The sequence below is a fragment of the Paenibacillus sp. PK3_47 genome (assembly GCF_023520895.1).
Taxonomy (GTDB): domain Bacteria; phylum Bacillota; class Bacilli; order Paenibacillales; family Paenibacillaceae; genus Paenibacillus_AQ.
On record NZ_CP026029.1, the window covers coordinates 4,870,076 to 4,885,710 of the forward strand.

General features: G+C 50.5%; 12 protein-coding genes and 1 pseudogene. 6 read left to right on the forward strand and 7 right to left on the reverse strand.

The window, feature by feature from the left end; all coding sequences use genetic code 11:
- Nucleotides 1–184: 184 nt before the first annotated feature.
- Entirely contained in the window at nt 185–2,410 is a 2,226-nt protein-coding gene (locus tag C2I18_RS21175) for an AraC family transcriptional regulator (protein ID WP_249897708.1), read from the reverse strand.
- A gap of 201 nt (nt 2,411–2,611) precedes the next feature.
- Between C2I18_RS21175 and C2I18_RS21180 the strand changes: the two genes are divergently transcribed.
- Complete coding sequence (locus tag C2I18_RS21180; RefSeq protein ID WP_249897709.1) at nt 2,612–4,177, forward strand: glycoside hydrolase family 43 protein; 1,566 nt, start codon at nt 2,612–2,614, stop codon at nt 4,175–4,177.
- Between the two features lie 12 nt (nt 4,178–4,189).
- A complete protein-coding gene (locus C2I18_RS21185; RefSeq protein ID WP_249897710.1) occupies nt 4,190–5,641 on the forward strand; it encodes a glycoside hydrolase family 28 protein in 1,452 nt (483 codons plus the stop codon).
- On the opposite strand, the gene C2I18_RS21190 is transcribed toward C2I18_RS21185, so the two are convergent.
- Entirely contained in the window at nt 5,631–6,500 is an 870-nt protein-coding gene (locus C2I18_RS21190) for an AraC family transcriptional regulator (RefSeq protein WP_249897711.1), read from the reverse strand. The genes C2I18_RS21185 and C2I18_RS21190 overlap by 11 nt on opposite strands.
- 73 nt (nt 6,501–6,573) lie before the next feature.
- Between C2I18_RS21190 and C2I18_RS21195 the strand changes: the two genes are divergently transcribed.
- The 4 genes from C2I18_RS21195 (at nt 6,574) to C2I18_RS21210 (ending at nt 10,304) form a co-directional block, all read left to right on the forward strand.
- Entirely contained in the window at nt 6,574–7,464 is an 891-nt protein-coding gene (locus C2I18_RS21195; RefSeq protein ID WP_249897712.1) for a pectinesterase family protein, read from the forward strand.
- A gap of 46 nt (nt 7,465–7,510) precedes the next feature.
- Nucleotides 7,511–8,548: an alpha/beta hydrolase family protein gene (locus C2I18_RS21200; RefSeq protein WP_249897713.1), complete on the forward strand. Its 1,038-nt coding sequence runs from the start codon at nt 7,511–7,513 to the stop codon at nt 8,546–8,548.
- A gap of 438 nt (nt 8,549–8,986) precedes the next feature.
- Nucleotides 8,987–10,114: a glycoside hydrolase family 88/105 protein gene (locus C2I18_RS21205; protein ID WP_249897714.1), complete on the forward strand. Its 1,128-nt coding sequence runs from the start codon at nt 8,987–8,989 to the stop codon at nt 10,112–10,114.
- Nucleotides 10,101–10,304, forward strand: coding sequence for a hypothetical protein (locus C2I18_RS21210; RefSeq protein ID WP_249897715.1), 204 nt, complete (start codon nt 10,101–10,103; stop codon nt 10,302–10,304). The genes C2I18_RS21205 and C2I18_RS21210 overlap by 14 nt, the downstream gene beginning before the upstream one ends.
- Before the next feature lie 89 nt (nt 10,305–10,393).
- Here C2I18_RS21210 and C2I18_RS21215 read toward each other — a convergent pair whose 3' ends face one another.
- The 5 genes and pseudogenes from C2I18_RS21215 to C2I18_RS21235 form a co-directional block, all read right to left on the reverse strand.
- Nucleotides 10,394–10,879, reverse strand: coding sequence for a DinB family protein (locus C2I18_RS21215; protein WP_249897716.1), 486 nt, complete (start codon nt 10,877–10,879; stop codon nt 10,394–10,396).
- Between the two features lie 180 nt (nt 10,880–11,059).
- A pseudogene (locus C2I18_RS21220) lies at nt 11,060–11,644 on the reverse strand (SpoVR family protein); the annotation flags it as partial.
- Nucleotides 11,645–11,671: 27 nt separating this feature from the next.
- Nucleotides 11,672–12,604, reverse strand: coding sequence for a DUF4435 domain-containing protein (locus C2I18_RS21225; protein WP_249897717.1), 933 nt, complete (start codon nt 12,602–12,604; stop codon nt 11,672–11,674).
- The gene (locus C2I18_RS21230; protein ID WP_249897718.1) at nt 12,601–13,983 is read right to left on the reverse strand and encodes an AAA family ATPase; all 1,383 of its coding nucleotides are present in this window, start codon (nt 13,981–13,983) and stop codon (nt 12,601–12,603) included. The genes C2I18_RS21225 and C2I18_RS21230 overlap by 4 nt, the downstream gene beginning before the upstream one ends.
- A 94-nt stretch (nt 13,984–14,077) precedes the next feature.
- Complete coding sequence (locus C2I18_RS21235) at nt 14,078–15,535, reverse strand: recombinase family protein (RefSeq protein WP_249897719.1); 1,458 nt, start codon at nt 15,533–15,535, stop codon at nt 14,078–14,080.
- Nucleotides 15,536–15,635: the final 100 nt, after the last annotated feature.

A 15,635-nucleotide genomic window follows, 5' to 3' on the forward strand; every position in this document is an offset into this window, starting at 1 on the left:
TAAAAAAAGGTAAGTTTCCCGGCTTAAAAAAACGTAAATGGTATCACTTTTCTGCTTTTTGATCGGAAAAAGACCGGATTTGTACTGAAATCACTCTTTTTTACGGAAAAATGTATGGATTACCCAGGCAATAAAAAAGATGACCCCGGCCCCGCGGGGGCTGCCGGAATCATCCTTTAATTGTTTATTTGGACTGCAAAATATGGTTCATGCGCCACTTGGACGGGGTCACGCCATAACGCTTTTTGAACTGGGTAGTGAAATAGGTGCTGCTGTTGTAACCGACCTGGCCGGCGATCTCCCGGATATCCATATTCAGATTCCCGGTCAGCAGGGACTGGGCTTCCTCCAGGCGCAGCTGGTTGATCATGTCAGGGAAGCTGCTCCCGACCTCCTCTGCAATCAGCCTGCTGAGGTAAGCGGGACTCAGCGACAGCTTCTCAGCCAGCGCATTCAGGGATAAACCGGGGTCTGCATAATGCTCTTTAATGTAAAGTACGGCCTCAGCGGCAATGCTGCGGGTCTGGACGGTGCTCATGCTGGAAATGCGTTCCATGGCAGCGTAACAGGCTTCCTCCATCCAGCTCCGCAGCTTGCCATAGCTCTGGATTCCAAGAATCTGCTGGTAAAAGTCCACAAAGCCGGAGTGGCGTGCGTCTGTACTTAATTCAGCGGTGCGGCTCAGCTCGAAGGCCAGTCTGGACAGGGCGGTTGCAGCCGATTCCGCGCGGTAGCTGCAGGCTACCGCCAGCAGCCGCTCCACGGCCTGCGGAATGTGATGGCTCTGCTCCTGCTGGCGGACAGCCTGCAGCACCGGCTCAAGGGCGCTGTCCGGCACCGGGCTGCTGTTAAGATGAATCGTATCATCGGCAAAGATTATATTCAGCATTTCATGGAATTTGACATACTGCAGGCTGGCGGACGCTTCATGATATCTGGAGCGCAGCTCGCCGGGGTCATCCGAGATTCCGCTGATGCCAAAAGCGCACGTGATCCCCGATCCGGAAAGGCCGGAAGCCAGCTGCTCCCAGATGCTGCGGTAGCGCGCATAGTCACCGAAGCTTCCGCTGCTGAGCTCACTCAGAATAAGCACCGCTGATTTCTGGTGCGGCCGGAAGGCCTGAACAGCCGCCATTCCGGAGAAGACCTGCTGAATTCTGGCGATGAGCTCTTTGCCGGGATCGGTCATGCCGGCTTCCGGACTGGTCTCGATAATCGAGAGCGCACATACGCAAAAGGCACGGTCAGGTGCACCAAGATTAATTACCGGTGTATCGGTATGTTCAGAGCCGCTGCGCGGCGAAAGGAGCCAGCGCATCAGGGCGCTGTCGTCGCTTTCTTTTTTGAGCTGCTCCAGCTTCACGCCGATCATCTCCAGCTCCGTGCTGGCCGTATCGAAATCGCTGCCCGTCTTCAGCGCCTCCTGATTGCCCGAGAGATGGACAATATTGCCGAACAGGGTGCCTATCGGCCGGTAAATCCGCCGGGAGACGAGGTTTGCGGTTACCGCTGCAGCAGCCATCAGAATCAGACACAATAAGATAATTGTGTTGCGGGCACTGGAAATATCGCGGACGCTGTCCTTATATGAAGTTTCGGACATGAACCACAAATTGTTTTTGGGCGAGTATACGTAGGTGATCAGCTGCGGCTCTCCGGTGCTTTTATAGACAAAGGAACCTCTTTCGGAGGTGGAAGCTACAATTCTCTTCAGCATGTCATCCTGCATAGAGCTCCCGGAGAGCGCGCTGTGCATCAGCACATTGGCGTCCGCATCCAGCACGGCATAACGTGTGGTTTCGCCTTCTTTTTGCGTGAACAGATGGTTCTGAAGCTTGCCGGGATTAACGGTCAGAGCTACTGTCCCGTAATACTCACTGGTTGAGAAAGCACGGTCATTATAAAAGACAGTCAGCAGCGTTACAGGCGTTCCATTGTTGAGCTTCGCTTTCCACAGAAACGGAGACTCCACGATCCGGCTTTCCTTTACACGCTGAAACAGTTCCTCCTTGGATTCCGGGCTGAGCGGCATGTTCTCGAACATCGCTACAGGCTCCTGAGTGCCAAAAATGTAGGCGTTCTCAAGATACTGGTTCACGACAAGCGCGCCGCGGATCTGGCTGAGTGCACTGTAGAGCTGATCACTCCAGCTGGTATCGCCGTTCATCATCAGCGCATGGATGTTCGGATTAGCATAGAAATCCATCGTATAGTTCTGGACAATATCCTTGTAGTTCATGTACACCGTTTCCGTATTCAGCAGCACATTCTGGTTAGCCTTGTTGACATTATCTATGGATATATTGCGGTACAAATAGAAGATTACGACGGCCAGGACAAGTATGCAGCAGACCGATATCATAGTCAGGCTCATAAAAAAGCGGGTGTACAGCTTCCTTTTCTTCCCCAAGATGATCGCCCCTTTAAATAAAACCTCTTGTACCTATTCTAGGGGGACAGGACGATTTTTGACAAGCAGGGAAATTTGCCGTATTGAGCATGAAAGTATAAAAATGAAGAAATATAGCATAGGAAAGGCAAGAAAGTTACACTTATACGAACTATAATTGGTGGTGCTTACAATTCGTCCGTTCCAAGGAGGCTTTCTGTAATGAGAACATTCCGCAATCCGGTGCTGCCGGGCTTCTACCCTGATCCGTCGGCGATCCGCGTAGGAGAAGATTATTATCTTGTCACTTCGAGCTTTGAATTTTTCCCCGGGGTGCCGATCTTTCACAGCAAGGATATGGTGAACTGGCGGCAGCTGGGCCATGTGCTCGACCGCCCATCCCAATTGAATCTCGACAACACCATCCCGTCCATGGGGATCTGGGCACCGACCATCCGTTACCATGAAGGCGTATTCTATATGATTACGACTTATGTCGACAATGATAAGAACCAGCATAATTTCTATGTCACGGCAACCGATCCGGCAGGCGACTGGTCCGATCCGGTATGGCTGGAGGATGCTCCGGGCATCGACCCTTCGCTGTTTTTTGATGAAGACGGCAAAGTGTACTATACCGGTAACCGTGTCCCGCCGGAGGGCCAGGATTATCCGAAGCATATGGATATCTGGCTGCAGGAGATAGATCTTGCCGAAGGAAAGCTGGTCGGACCGAAGCTCAGCATCTGGCAGGGGGCGCTGAAGGTGGGCCATGCGCAGGAAGGCCCGCATCTCTATAAAATCGGGGACTGGTATTATGTCCTGATCGCTGAAGGCGGAACAGGACATACCCACGCGATTACGATTGCCAGAAGCAAGCAGGTAACCGGCCCGTATGAAGGCCATAAAGCCAATCCGATTCTGACACACCGCCATCTCGGCCGCTCCTATCCGATCGTCAATGTCGGACACGGGGAGCTGATTGAAACGCAGCATGGGGAGTGGTGGATGTTCTGTCTGGCCTCACGGACCTGCGGCGGCTATTACCGTAATCTCGGGCGGGAAACCTTCCTGGCACCGGTAGCCTGGGAGAATGAATGGCCGGTAGTGAACCCGGGCAAAGGCGTGCTGGAGTTTGAATCGAAAGCGCCCGATCTGCCGGAAACCGTATGGCCGCAGCCATCGTCACGCGATGATTTTGACGGCGGGGAGCTGGAGCAGATCTGGAACTTCCTGCGTACACCGCGCGGTGAGTTCTGGAGCCTCAGTGCGAAGCCGGGCTTCCTGCGGTTGAATTTAAAGGCGGAACGTCTCACGGAGATTGCGAATCCTTCGTTCGTCGGTAGACGCCAGCAGCATCTGAGCTTCCGCGCGGCCGCCGATCTGACCTTTAAGCCTGCTGCGGAAGGCGAAGTGGCCGGACTGGCACTCATTCAGAATGCCGATCACCATTTCCGTTATGAACTGGGGCTTACGGATGGAGAGCTGCAGCTGCAGCTGACCGAACGCCGCGGCGGCAGTGAGCAGCAGCTTGCTTCAGTGCCTTATGAGGGAGACAGGCTGCAGCTGAAGGTAGAGGCAAGAGGCCAGGATTACAGCTTCTATTATAGAGCTTCAGGGAATGACAAGTGGAGCCTTCTCTGCGGGCAGGCAGACGGCAGGGTACTCAGCACGGATCTCGCGGGCGGTTTCACAGGCGCTTATCTCGGCATGTATGCCAGCTCCCAGGGAGCGGCAAGTACCAGCTATGCCGATTTCGACTGGTTCAGTTATGAAGAGCTGGAATAGGGGGGCTTGCTAATGAGCGTTAGTACGAATACCATGGCCTATCCGCTGCCTGAGCTGCCGCAGATTCCGGACCGGGTCTTTACGATCACCGACTATGGTGCGGAAGCTGGGGGGCTGGCGCTGAGCACCGCTGCTATCCAGTCCGCACTGGATGACTGCGCGGCCGCCGGGGGAGGCAAGGTGGTTATTCCTTCCGGCCTTTGGCGCACGGGCCCGCTGACCCTGCACAGCCGGATGAATCTGCATGCCGAACGCGGAGCCCTGGTCCTGTTCGTCCCTGACCCGGAGCTGTATCCGCTGATTCCCTCCCACTTCGAGGGAACGTTAGGCTGGCGCTGCCAGGCACCGCTGGACGGAGAGGGACTTAACGATGTGGCAATAACCGGAGAGGGGATCTTTGACGGCAGCGGCGAGGGCTGGCGCCCGGTCAAACGGTTCAAAATGACAGCGCTGCAGTGGGAAAAGCTGACCGCCTCCGGAGGCGTGGTGGATGCTGAGGAGGAGATTTGGTGGCCTTCCCGTGAAGCCATGGAAGGGGGGACGCTGACCGCAATGCTGCGGGAGCGGAATGAAACCGCGAAGGAGGCGTATCTGCCGGCGCGCCATTATCTCCGTCCGGCGCTGCTCAGTCTGCGTAACTGCAAGCGTGTGCTGCTGGAAGGACCGACGTTCCAGAATTCACCGGCATGGTGTCTCCACCCCATGGGCTGCGAGCAGGTTACGGTACGCAAGATTCAGGTGCGCAATCCGTGGTATTCGCAGAACGGTGACGGTATCGATCTGGAGAGCTGCAGCCATGCTCTTGTCGAGCACTGCAGCTTCGACGTGGGCGATGATGCGATCTGTCTGAAGTCGGGCAAAGACGCGGAAGGCCGCCGGCTGGGTATGCCGTGCCGCTATATTACAATCCGGCACTGCACGGTCTATCATGGTCACGGCGGTGTGGTCATCGGAAGTGAAATGTCCGGCGGGGTTCATGCAGTGAGGGTCAGCGACTGCGTATTCATCGGCACGGATATCGGGCTGAGGTTCAAAAGCGCCCGCGGCAGAGGCGGGGTCGTAGAGGATATTGAGATGGAGAATATTACGATGAGCGGAATTATACACGAGGCGGTATCCTTCCATATGTTCTATGCCGGTGTTGAAGGCTCGGAAGGCTTCGATGCTGAGGTATTCCCGGTTACCGAGGAAACGCCGCAGTTCCGCAGCATCACACTCAGGAACATCGCCTGCCACGGGGCTTCAACTGCGCTTTTGGTGAACGGATTGCCGGAGATGCCGCTTGCCGGGCTGACCGTCCAGAACCTCCGCGCGGTGAGCCGTAAGGGGATGGTCCTGCGCCATGCCGAAGACCTCACATTTACCGGCGTACAGCTAAAGACCGAAGAGACACCCAAAGTACATATACATATGTGCAGTAATGTCTCTCTGGGACAGCTTGAGAACCCGGACGTTACTCCCTGATCTCGGGCAGTGGTTTGTTTTTGGCTTCTTTTCGGTATTGGAGCGGCGTCCGGCCGGTTGATTTCTTGAAGGTTTTGTTGAAATGGGAGAGGTGCTCGAACCCGACTGCAGAGGCGATCTCCTGGATCTTGGCTGCAGATCCGGCCAGCATCCGTTCTGCCTCCCTGACCCGGATGTGTACGATGTACTCGCGGAAATGAAACCCTGTAAGCCGGTGAAAGACACGGCTCAAATAGGAAGGGCTGATGAAGAAGTGCCCGGCGGTCTCTTCCAGCGTCAGCGCTTCGCGGTAATGACCGCGGATATAAGCGGCCACATCTGTCACCAGATGATGAAGCGGGTGCTTCGTTCCGCCGGTCTGCGAGGTGTTCCCGGACCGCTGCAGCAGAATCATCAGCTCAGTGAACAGTGTGACGACGGCGGTTTCGTAATAAGGCCTCTGCAGGCGGCATTCCTCCAGCATCCGGTTCAGCAGGCTTTCCGCCTCATCCTGCTCACGCAGCGTAAGCCGGAACAGGCGGTATCTGCGGATATGGAACCACAGGGCTTCACTTTTTAACGATAGCGGTAGCAGATCAGGGTCATAATTAATCAGGATCCGCTCGAACTCGGCGATCTCGGAACTTGCTGTAGCATGCAGCTCGCTTCCGGGAATCAGAATGAGCTCGCCCTTGTGGACCGTCACCACCCGGTCATCGACAAAATAGACACGCTCCCCTTCCGTGAGGTAATACAGCTCGGTGAGCGCATGGCTGTGGGGGCGCGGCATGGCCGTGACCCCTTTACGCTTCATGTGCTGGATATTGAACCGGTTATCGGCAATATGGAATTTGGGATTGGGACTGCTTACATTGTTCATGGATATCCTCATCTCTTTCGGACCGTTACGGCTATTATAGAATAAACACAGCAGGATATGAAAGGAGCCGCAAATGCTGATTACAGTATCCAAAAACAGCAATGAAGGATACAGCAGCCTGCAGGAGGCGCTGGATTCCATTCCCCCGGAGCACATTTCCGAGGTAACCATCCGGATCAGACCCGGTGTATATGAAGAGAAAATTACGGTCCGGCAGGAGGCGCCGCCTATTCTGCTGCTTGGGGAAGACCCGGATTCAACCCTTATCAGCTGGTCCGACAATGCCCATACCCTCGGACCGGACGGGGAGCCGCTCGGTACTTTCCGCTCAGGGACACTGAATGTGTTCGCTGAAAATTTCACCGCCGAGAATGTGACCATCCGCAATGCCTCCGGACCGGGCACGGGGCAGGCTGTAGCGGCATTTGTGGACGCCGGCCAGGCGGTCTTCCGGCGTGTGCGCCTGCTGGGAGACCAGGATACTTTATATACCGGAAAAGGCAGGCAGTACTATGACAATTGCTATATTGAAGGCGATGTGGATTATATTTTTGGCGCTGCTACAGCCTTGTTCGAACGCTGCCATCTGCATAACAAGCGTTCCAGAGGTTACATCACTGCTGCCTCCACACCGGAAGCTGCTAAGTTCGGTTATGTATTTCTCGATTGCCGGATTACCGGAGGAGCGGGCGTAAGCGAAGTATATCTCGGCCGGCCGTGGCGTGACTATGCGCATGTGGCCTTTATCCGCACCAGTATGGATGCTTCGGTCACCGGTGAAGGCTGGCATAACTGGGGTCAGCCCGGCCGCGAGGAGACCAGCCGCTATGAGGAATTTGCCAGCAGCGGGCCCGGAGCCCATCCGGAGGCCAGAGTCTCCTGGTCCCGCCAGCTTACCCCGGAGGAGGCAGCCGGGTACAGAGTCTTGACCGTGCTGGACGGCTGGCATCCTGAAGGCTATTAACAGCGGAAGACCGCTCATTGTAACACGAACAAGGAGGATTACGGGTATGGGATCACTGGAAAAGTATATGCAGCAGTTAACAGCCGCTGCGCCGCACAGCGCTGCTTATCAGGAAGGAATGCCGCATGCACAGTGGAGGGATAAGCTGGCGGCTGGCTTGACGGAGCGGCTGGGCGGCTTCCCGGACAGCCGGGCTGAGCTTCAGCCGGTGCTGCTGGAGCGGGTGGAATGCTCCGGCTATACAAGAGAGCGGATAGAAATTACGACCTATGAGGGGCTGCGCATGCCGCTTTATTTGCTGGTTCCTGCACAGCCGGCGGCTTCTCCCCGGCCGGCTGTTCTTGCCATTCACGGGCATGGCTACGGCAGCAGAGAGATCACCGGCCTTATGCCGGACGGCTCGGACCGGGAGGATGAACCGGGACTGCATAAGGATTTTGCGGTCTCGCTGGTGAAGCAGGGCTTCGTGGTTGCGGCACCGGAGCTGCTCGGTTTCGGCGACCGGCGGCTGCAGGAGGATCTGGCCAGCGGAGAGCCCGGCCGCAACTCCTGCTTCCGTCTGTCCTCGGCGCTGCTGATGGCTGGTCAGACGATGGCCGGCTACCGCATCTACGAAACGATGCGGGCGCTCGATTATTTGCAGTCCCGGGAAGAGGTGCACGGCGGACGCATCGGCATCATGGGCATTTCCGGAGGCGGCCTGGTGGCCGGCTTCACGGCTGCGCTTGATGAACGGATTGCCTGTGCCGTAGTAAGCGGCTATGCCAATACCTTCGCAGACAGCATTCTGACCCGCAACCACTGCCTGGATAACTACATTCCCGGTATTCTGCTGGAATCAGAAATGCCCGACCTGCTGGGCCTCATTGCCCCGCGCGGTTTGTTTCTGGAGTCCGGGGACGCCGATCATCTCTTTGGCCCGGAGGGAGCAAGAAAGGCGCTGGCCAGACTCCAGCTGATCTACAGTGCAGCAGGCTCCGGCGGCAATGTAGAGGCGGATTTCTTCACCGGAGGCCATGAGATTCACGGGGATCCGGCATTTGCCTGGCTGCGGCAGCAGCTTGGCGCTGATGTATTGACATAGATCCGATTTCATACGAGTTAATTCCGGAATCTAAGTGGTTGATAGGCTACATTTACTATATTTATCTGGAAATCGAAGGTTTACGGCGGCATCTGCTTTAGAAGGTTACCTTTAGTTTTACGGCCGCCTCTACTTTAGTAGATGCCATTTATAGGATGGCCCGGCAAGTTAGATGGAAATTCTCCAGGTAATCTTGGCATTTTTCATCATTTACGATAATTAGGTGGAAAAAGTCCATTTGTTTCGCTCAATATAGCTCTCTGGTAATCAAATTCGCATAAGTAAGCGGAGTTTTTCCCACTAACTTCATATTTTCAGAAGTTAACGAAGAATTAGCTGGACAAAATCCCACTAGATTCACTCTTATACGCCTGATCAAGTGCTTATCACAAGGCGGCTATTAAGTAGGTCCCGGACGACAAGAACAGGAGGGAAATAATGAGTACACAACAAACGGCAACCGTGCAGTGGTCCCGCAAAATTGCCGATACGGTTCTCGGAAGCTGCAACGGACAGGGTGAGCACGAATATATCCTGCAGCGCTGGGCTTATGTGCCGGGCATGCTGCTGATGGCGATGGGGCGGGCCGGTGCCCGGCTCGGTGAGCAGGAGTACCTCTCCTATACGAAGCGGCATATGGAAACTTTTATCCGGGAGGATGGTTCCATCCGTTCCTACAGGCTGGAAGAGTACAACCTGGATCAGATCAACCAGGGCAAAAACCTCTTTCCGCTGTACCGGGAAACGGGGGAACAGCGGTACGCCGAAGCGGCCCATCTGCTGGCCGCGCAGCTGATGGGCCATCCCCGCACCTCAGAGGGCGGCTTCTGGCACAAGAAGGTCTATCCGTTCCAGATGTGGCTGGATGGACTTTACATGGCCTCGCCTTTTCTGGCGGAATATGGTGCAGTGTTCCAGCGCCTGGACCTGATCGATGAAGCCGCCCATCAGCTGCTGCTGGTGGAGCGCAAGACACGCGATCCCCGTACCGGACTGCTCTATCACGGCTGGGATGAATCCCGCGAGCAGGAATGGGCTGATTCATCCACGGGCCTGTCCTCCCATTTCTGGAGCCGGGCAATGGGCTGGTATGCCATGGCGGCAGTGGATTGCCTGGAGCATTTCCCGGTGACCCATCCCAAGCGGGGGACGATCATCGGGATTTTCCAGCGGTTGTGCGGAGCGCTTGTGAAGGTTCAGGATCAGGAGAGCGGCCTGTGGTACCAGGTGCTGGACCAGGCGGGACGGAAGGGTAATTACCTCGAGGCCACCGGCTCCATTATGTTCGTGTATGCGATGGCGAAGGGCTTGCGGCTCGGTTATCTGGAGCCGTCCTTCAAAGATGCCATGCAGAAAGGCTATGAAGGGATATTGGAACACTTAGTTACTGAAGATGAGCAGGGTGTCCATCTGCACCAGATCTGCCATGGGGCAGGACTGAGTATCGACCGCAACGGCTCTTATGACTATTACATTTCAGAAGCGGTGGTATCGGATGCGCCAATGGGCATCGGGCCTTTGCTGCTGGCTTCGCTGGAAGTAGAGCGGTATCTTGAAGAGCAATAATCAGCACCCGGAGAGCGCAGCCGAATGCCGTTTTAACTTCACCGGCAATCCGCAGCCGGATGATGTCACTGTTCCCTTTAACCAGGACAGCGGTGCGCCGCATTATGATGAAAATAAAGGATATGGATTTGTAGAGTGGACCTGTGCGCTGAAGCATCCTGTGGATATGGAGAACCATGTACTGACATAATCTTATGTGTGGTAGAATACCAGCCCGCTCATTCCAAATTCAGTGGAAGAAGCGGGCTGTATTTTGTGCGGCGGAAAATAGGGGGAATGCTACGTTAATGCGGCGGATTGTATGTACTGCTGAATCTGCTTCTTATGATGCTTGTCATGCGGGATGAATCCTCTCAGATGTCCGCGGTAGCTGAAAGGCTTGCCGTCACCGTCAGGGTAAGTGGTCAGAAACTCAGCGTCGGTGATCCCGGTCATGTCATCAATCATTTTGCTGCGGTACTCTATCAGCTGGCGGATGATCTCCTGCAGGGTTACGGTTTGAGCGTACTCGATCGCCTTGGCGTTGAATTCATTGAAGTTCAGATGCTTCGCGGTTAACGGTTGTCCCGCTTTTACTTTGGCGAACGCCTCTTCATAAAAATACTGATCCCAGCGCATGATGTGACACAGCATTTCTTTCAGTGACCATTTCCCGGGCTTGACCGGAGCCTCCCACAGCGCATCTTCCAGATGCTGAATAGACTGAACGTAGGGGATAAAAGAGTGAAATTCAAGCACCAGCTGTTCGTTTGTTTTTGCTGCCACGATACTGCCTCCTGTTCAATAATATACAGTAACTGTATTCAGTATAAGGCATGGAAGTTGACTACAGAGTGTCAGGTTTAGTCCGGATGGTGAAAAAAGGAAAAAGGGAAGGCTAAAAGAAAAGGCACTGTCCAGTGGCCTTCCCATATAGGAAACAGCCTCAGACAGTGCCTGAACATTCTACATAAATTTCCGCTGCACCTTTTTGCCGTCATAGGTAAAAAGGGCTTTTTTATCTTCAACCACCGTCTGCAGATGCACGGTCCGGCCCCAGAGGGAGTAAATGTGCGGGAGCGTGCGCTCCAAATATTTCAGGTCCAGCTCGATGCTCTCATAACGGTGGACGATCATCAGCTCGCCGTTGCGTTCATAGTCTGCATCCTGGATGACGAGGTAAGGCGAACCGCCGTTGACCCGGGCCAGCACCAGCTGGTCGCGTACGTTCTCCCAGGCTTTGTCGGTGATTTTCCACTCCGGCCCCTTTTTCTCAAACACATACAGGTCCAGGTCGTTAACCAGCTGCTTCGACAGGTAACTGCGGATGAACGAAATGTCGGAATCGAGCTCGCGCACCTCGAACATTTTATCGCGGTCCCAGCGGCGTTCGATGTCTTCGAAGATCTTCAGCCCCAGATAGTAGGGGTTCAGGCTCTGGCGGGAAGGCTGCACCACAGCGGAATTCAGCTTCGAGTATTCAATCGTCTCCTCCGGCGTCAGGTCAAGCTCGCGCATGATGCGCTGATGCCAGTAGGAGGCCCAGCCTTCGTATTGCTAAGGTGCTTAAAAAAGTAATCAAGCACCGACTTGTTCTTCTTTATAAACTTCAGAGTAATGAGACAAGTAGTGAATTAAACAAGGAGGTACTTCTGCATACTGTGCCAATTCTGAGATAAGATTATCTCTGGAAAGTGTAATACTGACTTTGCGCTTCTTGTTAAAAAACGAATTGTTACCTTCACATCTAAGGGTCTTTAACTTATCTAAAAAAGTTCGAAGGAATTCAAGCTCGAATTTCCCTCTAAGCGATTTTTGTAAGTTTGTATTTTTTAGTTGTTCAACCTCAGATAGTATATCCTGTTCATTTATATCACTAGCTTCACTAAACGTATTCTTAATTGTAGAAATATCATATTTAGAGTTAACTTTAGTTAAACTGACATCAAAGTACTCGTTAAATTTTAGTTTGTTTAAAAGAAGCCTGCTTTGCTTTCCTTGTGAAATTAATTTTTTTTGACAAATAATCCATGCATTTAAGTATAAAGCAGCCTCATGAAATTCAATTTGTCTTTCAAAATATAGATCACTAATAACTTCATATTCATCTTCATAATATTCAATGCCAAATTCACTGGTAAGAATCCGACATAATGCCTCACTGGTAGTGTATAAATTTTCAATTGAATAACAAGGCGTTTCATAAATTTGGGGTATATTTAGACTATCATCAAAATCTCTATCTACAAAGTATAGCGACTTTACTTCGGAATACTCAGATTTTGTATTTATTAATCTAAATAATCGTAGAACCTCATCCTTTCCCCCAGACTTAAAGAAAATAATTTCCGAACCGACAAAGTAATTTCGTACATGGGCGTTATAAAATTTACTATCTTCTCCTTCTACAAAGCAAAACAAGGCTGTTTTAGATTTTTTAAATGTTCTTGTGAATTCGGTATATTTAACGGGAGCAGTATATCTTTGTTCCCTCATCTCATTAAGTTTCATTCGACATATACCTCAACTTCATTGGTGAATTTATCGAGTTCCACAGCATATTCATCCAGTTCATTATCAAATATAAATGGAGAATGTGTAACACTTATTAAGAGTCGACATTTATCAGAATTCATAATATCTGGTAGGAGTTGTTTTTGCCATTCTATAGACAGGGATAATTCAGGTTCATCAAATAATATAATGAAATTTTTTTCGGATTCAAGGTATAGTTTCGAAAATAGCGATACTATTTGTTTTTCTCCTGATGATAAATCGCCAAGTTCTATACTATCTCCATTTTTCTGAACAACCTGAATTGTTACAGCACTTTCATTATAATCGATGTGTTTACCATACAAGTAAGTATTGCATACATCAGCAAATCTTTTTATAGCGATATCTTTATCTCTCTGTTGATCATAAATTTTAATTAGGTTTGAAAGAAAGTAGGTTAAAGAGTCATGTTTTTCTGAGAAAATTTGATTTGTTTTAATAAGGTTATCAATATTCTGTTTGTCTTGCTCACTAATGTTATCGCCAATACGATCCAATACAATTTTTAAAGCTTCGGGATTCTTTATACTGTTTCTCATATCTTCAGTTACTTTAATACCATCTACCAATTGGCTTAACATTTCACCTGTAACTTTAGAAAACCATTCGATTGCTGAGTTTTTTATTTCAGATGTAATGTTTTCAAAACGTTTATTAACATCATTCATACCAAACTGAATTAATTTATTATTGCTATTAATAAATTTCAGACTTTCATCTTTGTAACCCAATTTATGTAGTTCTTCTTCGATCCTTCTATAAGTGGGGAAATATAGAATTTCCTCATCTATTTCATTTTTAATGATACTACTCAGCTCTCTTTTGAGCTTAGAAACACCAAAAAGTTTGACTTCATTGGGGTTTATTGACATCATTTCTCTTCTGAATAAAGAAAGACTGGAGTTTCTGCTTCTTCCCGTTCTTTCTGAAAGTAACATTGAGAAATAACGTATTTCATTCTCATAATCTCTGTCCGAAGGGTCTTGAACTACACGTAATAAACTCTCAAACTCATCAATAGTAAAGTGTTTCTGAAGGTATCCGAGGAATCCAGTTGCCCCAATTTCGTGTGCTTCTTCACCATAGTAATTGAGATCGCTTTTATTGATAAGAATCCAATTGCCTGAAGAAAAATGAAGTTCAATTTTATCGAAGTCAATGTTATGTAATTTTTCAAGTTGGCATGTCAAAGTATAATAAAACATATTCATGATTGTTGTTTTTCCTGCACCATTTTCACCAATAATTATCAGTACATCTTTATCAAATTCTATCTTTACATCTCTTGACCCGAACAGGCCGTAAATCCCAAAAAAGGTAACTCTACTGTTCATTATCTTCCCTCGCATTCATTAATATATGTTGAAAATTTTACCACATTTTATAAGGTTGTTGTGTATCAATTTTTATAGTTACTGATATGAATTTTTATATAACAAGCTCTATATCCAATTCCCCCTTCCCTAAAACAGTTACCTTAGAAATCAGTGTCCGTAGCAGCACCTTAGCCTCCTCAACAGGCAACACATTTATCGCATCCAGTACCGTCTTTATCTTGCTTTCAAGCATTTCCTTCAGCTCTTCCATCTGTACCTTCTCTCCCTGTTCATTTGAACTCTGCTTCTCCTTTATAACCTTTTCCATTCGCTGCTTCTCCTCGTTTAAATCCTGTAATTCAATCAATCCAGCGGTATATGCTTCAACCTTCCGTTTATAACGGTTTTTTGCTGCCGTGATTTGTTGATCTCCACGGCTGCTCTGGCTACTGCGGGCTTTCTCAACGAGATGAGGAACCAGTTCAAGGCTAAGTGAATCTGACAAACCTGCTAACCCCTGCAAAAACCATGACTCCACTTCGTCGGCTTTATACTGCTTGCTAGTGCAAGTTCCTTTGTTCTTGTTCGCAGAACAGCGGTAGACGCGATAACGTCTGTCTCGTGACCCTGACCAGCCAATGCTCATCCCCGACCCGCAGTTTCCACATTTTAGTATGCCGCCGAGAAGATGGGGGCTGGTCTGGGCACGGGGGGCAATGCTCGGTCTGTTCATTTTGGTCTGCACTCTTTCCCAAGTGTTCTTGTCGATTATGGCGGGTAGGCAATCGTCAATGACAATCCAATCCTTATCATCCTTTATGGTTCTTTTCTTCTTGCTTGAATCCACGCGGTTCCATACAAAGGTGCCTTTATATACAGGATTGGTAAGTAGCAGTTTAACTGAACGAATTGACCATTCTTTGTTGTGTCTGGAAGGTATACCTTCTTCGTTCAGTTGTCGGGCAATTGCGAAGAATCCCATTCCTTGATTGAGGTATAGATCATACATTTGTCGTACAGTCTTTGCCTCGGGCTCATGGATGGTAAGTACTTTATCTTCCAAGCGATATCCATAGGGACTCTGGGTCAGCCATTTGCCCTGGTTAGCAGCATGGAACATATTATCCAGCACACGTTCTCGAATACGCTCACGTTCAAATTCCGCGACAGCACCAAGTACTTGAAGTGTTAAACGGCCTGATGGTGTGTTCGTATCAAACGATTCACTGATTGAAATGAACGCGACTTGATGCTGTTGGAACATATCGATCAGTGTGAGCAAATCGAGCAATCGACGGCTCATCCGATCCAGTTTGGTGACCATGACTTTTGAGATTTCGCCATTCTCTATGTATGTCATCAACCGCTTGAGCTGAGGGCGGTCTGTGCTTTTTGCGGAGTAGCCATCGTCAATAAACAATAGGACTTCGTCTGTCCAGCCCATGGCCTTGCAATAGGCCTTCAGGCGCTCCTGCTGCTCATCCAAGGAGACACCCTCGCGGGCCTGCTCATCGGTCGATACGCGGCAATAAATCGCTACAAAACGGCTTGCGGTATTCTCAACATTCATTGGCGCTCCTCCTGATGGGCTGGTCCTTTATTCTATGCACCAAAAATTTGATTTACGATTATAGGGTTGTCCTCGCCGATCTGCCTCATAGGTTGTATTA

Coding starts and splice junctions, on each gene's coding strand:
- C2I18_RS21195 (WP_249897712.1), top strand. CDS start 6,574: ATGCTGATTACAGTATCCAAAAACAGCAATGAAGGATACAGCAGCCTG.
- C2I18_RS21235 (WP_249897719.1), bottom strand. CDS start 15,535: ATGAATGTTGAGAATACCGCAAGCCGTTTTGTAGCGATTTATTGCCGC.
- C2I18_RS21200 (WP_249897713.1), top strand. CDS start 7,511: ATGGGATCACTGGAAAAGTATATGCAGCAGTTAACAGCCGCTGCGCCG.
- C2I18_RS21185 (WP_249897710.1), top strand. CDS start 4,190: ATGAGCGTTAGTACGAATACCATGGCCTATCCGCTGCCTGAGCTGCCG.
- C2I18_RS21225 (WP_249897717.1), bottom strand. CDS start 12,604: ATGAAACTTAATGAGATGAGGGAACAAAGATATACTGCTCCCGTTAAA.
- C2I18_RS21230 (WP_249897718.1), bottom strand. CDS start 13,983: ATGAACAGTAGAGTTACCTTTTTTGGGATTTACGGCCTGTTCGGGTCA.
- C2I18_RS21190 (WP_249897711.1), bottom strand. CDS start 6,500: ATGAACAATGTAAGCAGTCCCAATCCCAAATTCCATATTGCCGATAAC.
- C2I18_RS21180 (WP_249897709.1), top strand. CDS start 2,612: ATGAGAACATTCCGCAATCCGGTGCTGCCGGGCTTCTACCCTGATCCG.
- C2I18_RS21205 (WP_249897714.1), top strand. CDS start 8,987: ATGAGTACACAACAAACGGCAACCGTGCAGTGGTCCCGCAAAATTGCC.